We start from the raw sequence: 11,640 nt of genomic DNA, 5'->3' as shown, positions 1-11,640 counted from the left end.
GGCGCTGCGCCTGCCGATCAGCGGCGAACCCGCCTCGCTCCCGGGCTGGAGCCCCGACGGGTCGCGCATCGCCTACGTCACCTGGAGCGAGCGCGCGGGCGGCGCGGTGTGGAGCATCGCCGCCGACGGCTCCGGCGCACCGGTGAAGGTCAGCGATGTGTCGGCCTTTTACACCCATCCCGCCTTCACGCCCGATGGTGCGTCGATCCTCGCGGTCCGCTCGCCCGCCGCCGCGCGGCAGCAAACCAGTTTCGAATTCGGCACGGTGCGCCCCGCCGATCTCGTCGCGCTGCCCGCAGCGGGCGGGCCGGCGCGGGTCGTCACCAGCGGCGCGCTCGGGCAGCGGCCGCATTTCGTGCGTGGCGAGCCCGGCACCGCCTATCTGCTCGGCCGCGACGGGCTGGTCGCGGTCGACCTTGCCGGCGGCACCCAGCGCGTTGTCGCGTCGGTGAAGGCGCAGGATTATTATTTCACCGAACGGCTCGCCGACGCCGACGACCTGCGGATCAGTCCCGACGGCCAATGGATCGCGGCGCAGACGAGCGAACAGCTCTATGTCCTGCCCGTGCCCGCCGACCCCAAGGTCGCGATCGACCTGACCGCCACCGGGACGACGGGGCGCAAGGTCACGCGCATGGGGGCCGATTTCTTCGACTGGCGCGCCGACGGCAGCCTGCTCTGGACCGTCGGCAATTATCTGCAGATATTGCCCGATGCGAAAGCGACCCCGCCCGCGAAGCATGTCGAGCTGATCGCCGAAATGCCGCGCGCGCGGCCGGCGGGCAGCCTGTTGCTGCGCGGCGCGCGGGCGCTGACGATGGCGGGCGGCGACAAGATCATCGACGATGCCGACATATTGATCAGCGGCGACCGGATCGCGGCGATCGGCCCGCGCGGCACGCTGTCGGTTCCTGCCGGCACGCCCGAACGCGAACTGGGCGGCAAGACCGTCGCGCCCGGTTTCATCGACGATCACGACCATATCGGCGGGGTGCGCCGCAACGTCATCGGTTACGACGAATGGGATTTGCCCGCGCGGCTCGCCTTCGGGGTCACCACCTCCTTCGATCCCTCGACGCTCGGCATCGACCAGATCGCCTATCAGGACCTGATCGACGCGGGGCTGGTGATCGGGCCGCGGTTGCGCTCGACCGGACCGGCGCTCTTTTCAAAGGAACGCTTCACCTCGCTCGATCAGGTGCGCGACGTGCTGCGTCGCTATCGTGATGCCTGGGGCCTGCGCAACATCAAGCAATATCGCGGTGAAAGCCGGATCATCCGCCAGTGGATCGCGATGGCCGCGCGCGAGCAGGGCATCGTCCCGACGACCGAGGGCAGCCACAATCCCAAGCTGATGCTGACGCAGATCATCGACGGCTATGCCGGCAACGAACATGCGCTGCCGATCACGCCCTTTGGCGAGGATGTTGTCGGCCTCTATCGTCAGATGCGCACCAGCTATGTCGCGACGCTGCTTATCAACACCAGCGGCCCGTCGGGGCGGCACTATTATGTGTCGCTGCACGACCCCGCGCTCGACCCCAAGGTGCGGCATTTCTGGTCGCCGTCGGCCGTCGCGCACAAGCTGGGTTTCCGGCCCTGGGGCTCGCTCGCGGCGTCGCGCATGCCCGCACTAGCTGCCGACGCCGCGAAGCTTGCCGAAAGCGGCGCGCTGGTCGGCATGGGTTCGCACGGCGACGAGCCGGGGATCGGCTTTCACTACGAGATGGAGGGTCATGCGCTCGGCGGGATGAAGCCGATGGCGGTGCTGCATGCGGCGACCGCCGGGGCGGCGGAAACGATCGGACGGCTTGCCGACATGGGCACGCTCGAACCCGGCAAATATGCCGATCTGGTCGTGTTCGACGAAGACCCGCTGACCGACATCCGCAAGACGATGTCGATCAGGCTGGTGATGCGCGGCGGGCAATTGTTCGACGCCGCGACGCTCGACGAACTGTGGCCGACGCCGCGCAAGATGCCCGCGTCGCCCTACATCGATGCCGAGAAGGACGCGCAATGGCTGCCGGTAAAATGACGATCGATCCCGAGATCGCCGAATTCCTGACGGTGATGAAACAACGCTGGGCCGAGCACCCGCCGTTCGACACGCTCGACTTTCCCCGTCAGCGCGCGGTGTCGGAAGCGGTGCGGGCGCATTGGACGGCGGGTGGCCCGATGATGGCCGAGACCTTCGAACGTCGCTTCGATGCCGGGGCAGGCGAACTGCGCATCCGCGTCTATCGGCCCGAGGGTGCGGTGGTTCCAGCGCCCGCGCTCGTCTATCTGCACGGCGGCGGTTTCACGCTCTTCTCGATCGACACGCACGACCGGCTGATGCGCGAATATGCCGCGGCGGGCGGCTTTACGGTGATTGGGGTCGATTATCCGCTGTCGCCCGAGCACAAATATCCGGTGGCACTCGACCGGATCGAGGCGCTGATGCTGTGGCTCAAGGCGCATGGCGCGACGCTGGGCGTCGATCCGACGCGGCTTGCGATCGGCGGCGATTCGGCGGGCGGCAATCTGAGCTTCGCGACCGCGCTGCGGCTGCGCGCGCGCGGTGAGGGCGGCCTGATCCGCGCGATCCTGTCCAACTATGGCTATTTCACCCCCGAGGTCTCCGACGAGGCCGAGGCGCGCTTTGGCGGGTCGGGGTCGATCATGGACCGCGCCGAGGCGCAGAGCTATTACGTCAATTATCTGGATGATTGGGACGCGGGCACGAGTGATCCGCTTGCTTGCCCGATCCTGGCCGATCTGGGCGGCCTGCCTCCGGTGATGCTCGCGATCCCCGAATGCGATCTGCTGACCGAGCAGTCGCTGGCAATGCAGGCGCGGTTGGAGGGCGCCGGGGTCGAAACCGCCGCGCAGGTCTATGCGGGGGCGACGCACAGCTTTCTCGAGGCGATGTCGGTTGCCGAGGTCGCGCGGCGGGCGATTGACGACGGCGCCGACTTTGTGAAGGCCCGCCTCGGCTAGGCCGTGGCAACGACGCCGGCGCTGACGAGCGTCTCGATTTCCCAATCGTCGAGCCCCGCTTCGCGCAGGATGGCGCGACTGTCGCTGCCAAGCGCGCGCGGGGCGATGTCGGGCGCCGGAGCGACGCCGTCGAACAGCACCGGCTGGGGCAGCGCGCGCTTGATGCCGTCGGGATATCCCTGGGGCACGTCAAAAAAACCGATCTCGGCGAGATGCGGATCGTCGAGCAGGCCGGGGAGGTCGGGGACCGTCGAGCAGGGGACGTCGCACGCCGAAAGCGCCTCCATCCACGCGGCGGTCGGGCGCGCGGGCAGGCTCTCGGCGACGATCGCATAGAGGCGGTCGATATGCGCGGGACGCTCGCGTGGGTCGGCGAACCAGGGCTGTTCGATGATATCGCCGCGGCCCACCTCGGTCAGGAAGGCGTGCCATTGCCGGTCGGTATAGGGCAGCACCGCGATCCAGCCGTCGGCGGTGCGGAACGGACGGCGGTTGGACGACAGGATGCGCGGATAGCCGAGCGCGCCGTCGGGCGCGAAGGTCGCTCCCGCCAGATGCTCGTTGAGGAGGAAGGCGGCGAGCGCTTCGAACATCGGCACTTCGACCTTGATCGCGCCGGTGCGGCCGTTCGCGCGCGCGACCAGCGCCGCGAGGATGGCATAGACCGCGTGCAGCGCGGCGACCTTGTCGGCGAGCACGGTCGGTACGAAGCGCGGATCGGCGCCCGTGGCCGTTTCGATCCCGGCGAGGCCGCTCGCCGCCTGGATGATGTCGTCGAAGGCCGGACGATCGCGATAGGGACCGCGCTGGCCGAAGCCGATCGCGGCGCAATGGATGATGTCGGGCTTGATCGCGGCGACCGCTTCGAAGCCGAGGCCCAGCCGTTCGGCGGCATCGACGCGCATATTGTGGAAGAGCACGTCGGCGGTTTCGAGCAATTTGGCGAGTGCGGCGCGCCCCTCGGGCCGCTTGAGGTCGATCGCGAGCATGCGTTTGTTGCGGTTGTTGTTGAGGAACAAAGCGCCGCCGTCGGGCCCCGCCGGATGCGCGTTCCGGGCGATGTCACCGTCGAGCGCTTCGACCTTGATCACCTCGGCGCCGAGGTCGGCGAGAATCTGGCCCGCATAAGGACCGAGCACGACGGCGCCGACCTCGACGATCCGGATTCCCTTGAGCAGCGGTAGCATCGCATTCTCTCCCTCGATATCTATTTCGATATAGAGACTAAAATGTCCAAAAATAGAGATGTATTGCGACGCCCGGGCGCACATGGGTAAGCGGCCAAGGCCGCAGAGATGGCTGGTTTTGTCGCAGTTAGCCGTGGGTAAGCGCGCCGGAGAGGCCAAAATCCACCCATCATAAACGGCTTTTACCCGATTTGGGCCAACCACAGATTTTCAAGCGATCTACAGTCGCATGACAGATTGAAGACGACCAGGGAATCAGGACCTAGACCAACAGAAAGAGAAGGGGGCGTTATGATGCGCGTTTGTTTAGATCGTGCGGTGGTGCGGGGATCGCTCGGGGTGTCGCTGCTGGCGCTGGCCTGCGCGCAGCCGGCCTTCGCCCAGTCCGAAACGACCGACGAGTCCGATATCGTGGTGACCGGTACGTCCGCGACCTCCGCGACCAAGACCGACACCCCCATCTTGCGCATTCCGCAGGCGATCGAAGTCGTCACGGTGGAGGAAATGCAGGACCGCGGCGCGCTGAACATCCGCGAAGCGCTGAAATATACGGCGGGCGTCTATAACGGCGGCGACGATTCGCGCGGCGATTTCAACAACATACGCGGCTTCGAATCGGTACTCTATGTGGATGGGCTGAAGCGCAACTATGGCTTCGTCTATATGCCGCGTCCCGAAATCGCGACGCTCGAGCGCGTCGAAGTGCTCGTCGGCCCGGCCTCCGTGCTGTACGGGGCCGGCAGTTCGGGCGGCATCACCAACATGCAGACCAAGCGCCCGCAATTCGACTTCGGCGGCAGTGCGAGCGTCAGCTATGGCACCTTCGACCGCAAGGAAGCGACCGTCGACGTCACCGGTCCGCTCAGCGACACGCTCGCGGCGCGGTTCGTCGGCGTGGTACGCGATTCGGACTCGCGCATGGATTTCACGCGCAACGATCGCGTCGTGGCGCAGGGGGGGCTGACCTGGAGGCCAGGCGAGCAGACCAATATCGACCTGATCGGCATCTATCAGGAAGATCATAACCCGCCGAACTATAACGTCATGCCGCTCGTCGGATCGCTCCTGGCGTTGCCGGGCCAGCGTATCCGCAACTCGAGCTTCTTCGGCGAGCCGGACATCAATCGCGGCGACAAGGAATATACGGCGGTCAGCCTGCTCGCGACGCATGAATTTTCGGACGCGTTCAGCCTCCGCAGTTCGACCCGCTACACCTGGGCCAATACCAAGCAGGCCGAATATTATCTCGCGACCTATCTGAGCCCGGGCGGTCCGCTCGATCCGTTCCTGCCCGGCACCACGGCGGTTCCGCGCAACCTGTTCGCGATCAACATCAAATATCGGACGTTCAACACCGACAATGGCGTCGCGTTCAAGTTCGAGACCGGCCCGGCCTCGCACCAGCTGCTCGCGGGCGTCGACTATTCCTATTTCAAGCAGGTGTCGGGGCAGGCGTTCGTCGAAAATGCCGGGGCGATCGATGTCTATAACCCGGTCTATGGCACCGCCCCCGCCCCGGTGTTCAACTTCTTCAACACGCAGATTCTGAAGCAGACCGGCTTTTATCTGCAGGACCAGATCGACTTCGGCCAGGTGGCGTCGCTGGTCCTCGGCATCCGCCACGACAGCGTCTCGAAGGTGGATGTCGGTGCGCCGGTCGAGAAGACCAAGAAGACCACCAAGCGCGCTGGCCTGACCATCAACGCCACGTCGACGCTGGCGCCCTATATCAGCTATTCGGAATCCTTCCTGCCGATCTCGGGGCTCAACCAGTTCGGCAGCGCCTATCAGCCGCTGTTCGGCAAGCAGGTCGAAGTCGGCGTCAAATGGCAGCCGACCCGCGCGACGATGCTGCGCGTGTCGCTGTACGATCTCAAGGAAGATAATGCGCTCCGCACCGACCCGAGCAATCCGCTGAATTCGATTCAGACCGGATCGGTCAAGGCGAAGGGCGTCGAGTTCCAGGCGAACTATAATGTCGCCGACGATTTCTCGCTCGTCGCTGCTTTCGCCTATGGCACGGTCCGGCTGTCGGGTCAGGACCGCCAGCGCGATGATACGCCGAAATATCTTGCCAGCATCTTCGGCACCAAGACCGTCGAACTCGGCAACGATCTCAGCATGCGCATCGGCGGCGGCGTCCGCTATACGGGGAAACTTAACTCGGATCCGTTCGGCGGTGCCTTTGTGGTGGAAACGCCCAGCTACACGCTGGCCGATGCAATGGTGGCGCTCGACTACAAGGCGTGGACGCTCCAGTTCAACGCGATCAACCTGTTCGACGAGGTCTATTATCCGGGCTGCTCGGCGTTCGGGTCGTGTGCGAACGGCGAGCCGCGAACCGTTCAGGGGACGCTGACCTACAAGTTCTGAACGGGGCAGTTGACAAGGTCTTCATGGGGCGGCGGCCGGGGCATCCCCGGCCGCCGTTTTTCTTGGAATATGTGCGAGAGGCAGATGATGGGCGGACAACGGTCGGACGACCTGCTCGGCATGGGCAGTCGCATCACGCGGCGCGATTTCTTCAACGGCGCGATGGTCGCGAGCGGCGCGGCGCTGGTCGCGGGTTGCGGCGGCGCCGGTGAGAACGCCGACGGTCCCTGGGCGCCGTCGGGATCGTCGTGGACCGGCTATGGCGGGGTCGGCGATTATGCCTGGTCGAACGGCAATACCCAGGCCGTCGTCAACGCCGCCCATGGCATCCGCGATGGCCTTTATGCCGATCCTTCGACCAAAGCGGTCGACGAGGATTTCGATCTGGTGATCGTCGGCGGCGGGTTTTCGGGGATGACCGCGGCCTATGAATTTTCGAAACGCGCGGGCGCGGGAAAGACCTGCCTGCTGCTCGACAATCATCCGGTGGTCGGCGGCGAGGCGAAGCAGAACGAGTTCGACATCGACGGCCGTCGCCTGATCGCGCCGCAGGGTTCGAACGGCGCGATCGTCCCGCGTCCCGGCTATATCCGCGGCAGCTTCGGCGAAGGCACCTACGACATCTTCACCGACTATTATCGCGAGTTCGGGCTGCCGACCCAATATGACCTCGAACCGCTCGGCGGCGGGGCCGAGAAATATGAGCTGACCGACTATCATTTCGGCCCGATGGCCCCCGCATGGGAAAAGGCCTATGCCACCGGCTATCATTTCCCCGGCACGGGCTGGGTCGCGAACCCGACAAAGGACGGCTTTGCCAAGACGCCTTGGTCGGCTTTGGCAAAGAAGCAGCTCGATGATTTTGTCGCCGACCGGCGCGACGGGCTGGCCGGGGTGGCGGACCCGGAAAAGTGGCTCGATACGCTCACCTATTACCAGCTGCTCGACAAGCTCGGCTATGGGACCGAGGTGCGCGATTATATCGATCCCGGCATCGCGGTCGGCAATTATGGCGTGTGCGGCAGCGGTATCTCGGCCTTTGCCGCGCATCGGCTGCGGCTGCCCGGCACGACGATCAAGGACAAGGTGATTTCGTCGTCGGACATCGGGCTCGTCTCCTTTCCCGGCGGCAACACCGCCTTCATGCGCATCATGCTGGCGCGGATGATCCCCGGGGCGATCCGGACTCAGGGGGAGGGCAGCCTCGCGCCCATCGGCGGTGCGATCGACCCCGCGAAGCTCGACCAAGCGGGCAACAAGGTCCGCATCCGTTCGGGCTCGACCGCGATCGACGTGCGGCATCCCGGCGACGCGGCGACGGCCGACCATGCGATCGTCAGTTATGCACGGGACGGCAAGGTTCGCCGCGTGCGGGCGAAAGCGGTCGTGATGGCATCGGGCGGCTGGGTGAACCGCCGCATCGTGTCCGACATGCCCGAGGGGCATCGCAAGGCCTATGGCGAATTCCACCACGGGCCGGTGATGATCGCGAATGTGGCGCTTCGTAACTGGCGCGCCTTCGACAAGCTGGGTTTTACCAACACGCGCTGGTTCGACGCGCTCGGCTGGCAGACATCGATCCGGCGTAATGTCGATATGGGCGGCGCGCCGGTCTTCACCCCCGACAGCCCGACGGTGCTGACCTTCTACATCCCCTTTCTGCACCCCGATTTGCCGGGTCCGCAACAGGGGCCTGCGGGGCGTGCGCAGCTGTTCGCAACGAGCTATGCCGATTTCGAGCGCCAGCTGCGCGAGCAATTGACTGCAGGTTTCGCGGCGGCGGGTTTCGATGCGAAGCGCGATATCGCGGGGATCATCCTCAACCGCTGGGGGCATGCCTATGTCGCGCCGCAGCCGGGTTTCTATTTCGGCCGCGACGGCGCGCCGCCACCGTCGGATGTGATCCGCAAACCGCACGGCCGCATCATCTTTGCCCATTCCGAACTGCTCGGCGAAATGGCGATGGCGCACGCGATGCACGAGGCGTACCGCGCCGCCGGGCAGGTCATGGATATGCTCTAGGCGGCCTCAGGTCTCGGCCCACATCCGCCACAGGTCGCTGGTGTTGCGCGTCAGCGTGTCGAAGGCCGCGCTCTTGCCGCTCTCGGCGAACATGGTGGCGCGCAGATTCTCGAGCTCGAACAGGATGCGGCGCTTGTCGGCTTCGCGTACCAGGCTCTGGATCCAGCCCACCGCGACATCGCGCCGGCCCGACGTCACCTTGGCGACCTGATGCACCGAATTGGCCGGATAGAGGATCGCGGCGCCGGCGGGCAGCTTGAACGCGCGCGTGCCGGCGGGCTCGTCGATCTCGAGTTCGCCGCCTTCATAAGTCTCGGGGTCGGAGAGGAAGAGCGTGTAGGCAAGGTCGATGCGCGTCTGCGGGTGGTCGCCCATCAGCGCGTTGTCGACATGCGGGCCATAGCCCATGCCCTCGGTATAGCGGCTGAACAATATGGGCCGCATCGTGCGCGGCATCGCCGCCATTGCGAAGAAGCGATTGGCCGCCAGCGCCTCGGTGACCATCGCCTGCATGGCGCCATAGTCCTTGGAGTTGCCGGCGACCTGCTTGTTCTCCTTCACCCCCGCAGCGGCCCAGCCGGCGGTTTCGCGGCCGTCGATGAACTGCTGTCGGTCCATCATGGCGACCAGCTTTTCAAGCTGGTCGCCACTCAGGATATCAGGGATGCAAATCAGCAATTGCTGGTCCTACATGTCGGGCGCGGCACCCTTTTTGAGCGCATGCGCCTTGCCCGAAACGGTCCCGTCGGGCTTCACCATCGCGACGCTATCCATCACGAAGAACATCGTATAGCAACCCGTGATCTGAGACTTGCCGGCCCATGCGATGTCGACGCACAGCTTGTTGTCCTCAGCCTTCCAACTGCCCGTCACCGGCTCGTTGACCTGCGCGCTGCAAACGCCTTCGTAGAGCAGCAGGCCGTCGCCCGGGATTTCCTTCTTGGGGCATTTCTTCACGTCGATGGGGTCGTAGCGGATGTTGTAGCCGCCGACCTTGCCGTCGGCGCCGTACTGGTGCGCATAATGATAGGAGATGGCGAGGGTGTTGCCGGTCAGCGCCTTGCCGATCTGTTCGGTGGTCAGCGCGGGGAAGGACAGGGTCGGCCACACGCGGTGCGAGCCGATGCCATTCTCGCCGCCTTCGCCCGCGAGCATCAGCGACAGCGCCTTGTCGAAACCGGTGGGGTAGACGAGCTCGCTCGGCTGCGGCGCCTGCGGGGCGTTGGGATCGGCGGCGGTGGCGGGTGGCGCCATCGTCGTGGCCGCCGCGACGCCCGCGGCTACCGTCCACATCTTCATGGTAAATTTCTGCATGTCCAAGACCTCCCTATTGACGACCCAGCCGGCGCCCGTTGCGCCGAATCCGCCCGGAGCGAACTCAGCACAATGGGCGGGGACGGTCAGCAGGGTCTTTGGGTAAGCGGCGGGTGCGAAGGGTAATTCAGCCGTTCGCCTTGGCGCGCGGCCGCCTCCGCCACCAGAGCAGCAGGCCGACGACGATCATGACGGTCAGCCAGACCCCGATCGCCAGCGCGAGGATGCGCCCGGCGAGGCCGAGGCCTTCGCCGGTGTGTAGCGGGTAGAAGGATCCGATGACCGCCGCGCCGAACCCGGCCTCGGTCGCGGGCCAGGCACCGCGGACGCTGCCGTCATTGGCATCGACGATCACCAGACTGCCGCCATAGCCGCCGCGGTAGAGTTCGCCCGGCGCGCGGACCCATGCATAATAGCTGGCATCCTGCGCCGAGGGGAAGGTGGTGCCGACGAAGCGGCTGCCGGGGATCGCCGCGACCGATGCGCGCGCAGCGGCGGCGAAGCCGATCGGGCGGCTGGTCGGCGGATTGGCGGGCAAGGTGATTTCCTCGATCCCCGCGAGTTCGCGAATTTCATGTTCGAACATGAACAGGCTGCCGGTGCCGACGATGACCAGCGCGGGGATGCCCGCCCACAGGCCTAGTGCCTTGTGCCAGCCGTAATAGCCGGCGGTCGATCCGCGCCGGCCGCGGGGACGCAGCGCATGGCGCCACTGGCCGCGCCGCGGCCAGGCGACGACGAGGCCGAAGATCAGGTTGGTGAACAGCAAAACGCCGCTGCCCGCGAGAATCCAGTGTCCGGTCTGGCCGGCGACGAGCGTCAGATGGATTTCGCGGATGAAGCCCAGGACGCTGTACCGGTCGGCCGGATTGTCGCGCAGGATCGCACCCGCGCCGTCGATATAGGCCTTGCGGCTCACCCCGGCGGGATCATCGTGCAGGATGATATAGCGGTCGGCAAGGCCCGCGGTCGTCCAGATCCAGCTGATCTCTGCCTTGCCCCCCGCCGTCGCGAGCGCATCGATCCGTCGCTCGATCGCGGCGAGGTCGGTTGGCTGGCTCCGCGTTGTCAGCAGCGCGTCCTCGGCCTCGAAATGAAAGGTCAGGATGACGCCGGTCACTGCCTGGAGCAGCCAGATCGCTGCAGCGCCGAGCCCGAGCCAGCGGTGGATTTTCACCAGGGTCTTGCGCGCCTTGCTGTTGCCCCGCGGGGTATCGGTCATTGCTGGTCTTTCCGTTGGATGTCCGAAGATGCGCCGGGTGCCACCGATGCAAGGCCCCGCGTCGCGCGGTCGCGTCGAGGTTTGCGGAAGCGATAGCCGACCCCGCAGGGACCCGCATCGGGCAATCGCGACGTCGCCGAAAGGCATGGCAGCGCCGCTGCAACCGCGGTCCCGCGCGTTCCGAGGCTGGTCAGCCAGCCTTGCGCGATCAGCCGTTCATAGGCTCGTACAACGGCCTTTCGGTTGAAGCCGAGCGTTTCCGCCAGATAGCGGCTGCTCGGCAGCCACGCGCCCGGGGCAAGCCGCCCATGCTCAATATCATGGACGATCGCATGGGCGATCTGGAAATGGAGTGGGTCGCGGCGGCTGCGATCGATGCGGTCGCGCAGGCCGATATGCCAGTTGTACAGCATTGCTCCCCTCGCTCGATCCGGCTGACCGGCCTTTTATTCCGTCGCCGAGGATCGGGCGAAAGGGACGGGACGGGTAAGCCGGGCGAATATTGGGGAAGCGTCCGGCGACCGGCGACAAGGCTTACCC

Annotated in this window: 9 protein-coding genes; 4 read left to right on the top strand and 5 right to left on the bottom strand. The window is 65.8% G+C overall.

The window, feature by feature from the left end:
• On the top strand, positions 1 to 2,038 hold a 2,038-nt coding region (locus B1A78_RS03090; RefSeq protein ID WP_144037659.1), incomplete at its 5' end, for an amidohydrolase family protein.
• A complete protein-coding gene (locus B1A78_RS03085) occupies positions 2,020 to 2,982 on the top strand; it encodes an alpha/beta hydrolase (RefSeq protein WP_077145542.1) in 963 nt (320 codons plus the stop codon). The genes B1A78_RS03090 and B1A78_RS03085, both read left to right, overlap by 19 nt.
• Here the strand turns inward: B1A78_RS03085 and B1A78_RS03080 are convergent.
• Positions 2,979 to 4,169 (bottom strand): CaiB/BaiF CoA-transferase family protein, encoded by a 1,191-nt coding sequence (locus tag B1A78_RS03080; protein WP_077145541.1) that lies wholly within the window; start codon positions 4,167 to 4,169, stop codon positions 2,979 to 2,981. The genes B1A78_RS03085 and B1A78_RS03080 overlap by 4 nt on opposite strands.
• A 294-nt stretch (positions 4,170 to 4,463) precedes the next feature.
• Here B1A78_RS03080 and B1A78_RS03075 point away from each other — a divergent pair, with 294 nt between their 5' ends.
• Together B1A78_RS03075 and B1A78_RS03070 are read left to right on the top strand one after the other, a co-directional pair.
• The gene (locus B1A78_RS03075) at positions 4,464 to 6,542 is read left to right on the top strand and encodes a TonB-dependent siderophore receptor (RefSeq protein WP_179101962.1); all 2,079 of its coding nucleotides are present in this window, start codon (positions 4,464 to 4,466) and stop codon (positions 6,540 to 6,542) included.
• An 84-nt stretch (positions 6,543 to 6,626) separates the two neighbouring features.
• Positions 6,627 to 8,564 carry an NAD(P)-binding protein gene (locus B1A78_RS03070; protein ID WP_144037658.1) on the top strand — a complete coding sequence of 646 codons (1,938 nt, stop codon included), beginning with the start codon at positions 6,627 to 6,629 and terminating at the stop codon, positions 8,562 to 8,564.
• A gap of 6 nt (positions 8,565 to 8,570) precedes the next feature.
• Here the strand turns inward: B1A78_RS03070 and B1A78_RS03065 are convergent, their stop codons facing one another.
• From B1A78_RS03065 to B1A78_RS03050, 4 genes are all read right to left on the bottom strand, one after another.
• Positions 8,571 to 9,242, bottom strand: a complete 672-nt coding sequence (locus B1A78_RS03065; protein WP_077145539.1) for a Fe2+-dependent dioxygenase — start codon at positions 9,240 to 9,242, stop codon at positions 8,571 to 8,573.
• Positions 9,243 to 9,251: 9 nt separating this feature from the next.
• Positions 9,252 to 9,878 carry a hypothetical protein gene (locus tag B1A78_RS03060; protein WP_144037657.1) on the bottom strand — a complete coding sequence of 209 codons (627 nt, stop codon included), beginning with the start codon at positions 9,876 to 9,878 and terminating at the stop codon, positions 9,252 to 9,254.
• A gap of 127 nt (positions 9,879 to 10,005) precedes the next feature.
• Positions 10,006 to 11,100, bottom strand: a complete 1,095-nt coding sequence (locus B1A78_RS03055; protein WP_077145537.1) for a PepSY domain-containing protein — start codon at positions 11,098 to 11,100, stop codon at positions 10,006 to 10,008.
• On the bottom strand, positions 11,097 to 11,513 hold the full coding sequence (locus B1A78_RS03050; RefSeq protein ID WP_077145536.1) for a GntR family transcriptional regulator: 417 nt from the start codon (positions 11,511 to 11,513) through the stop codon (positions 11,097 to 11,099). Before B1A78_RS03050 ends, B1A78_RS03055 begins: the two co-directional genes overlap by 4 nt.
• Between the last annotated feature and the right edge of the window lie 127 nt (positions 11,514 to 11,640).

This window comes from Sphingopyxis sp. KK2 (assembly GCF_001990265.1).
In the GTDB taxonomy this organism is placed as follows: domain Bacteria; phylum Pseudomonadota; class Alphaproteobacteria; order Sphingomonadales; family Sphingomonadaceae; genus Sphingopyxis.
Note: the sequence above shows the minus strand (reverse complement) of the source record. Positions and strands in the feature narration are given on the sequence as shown.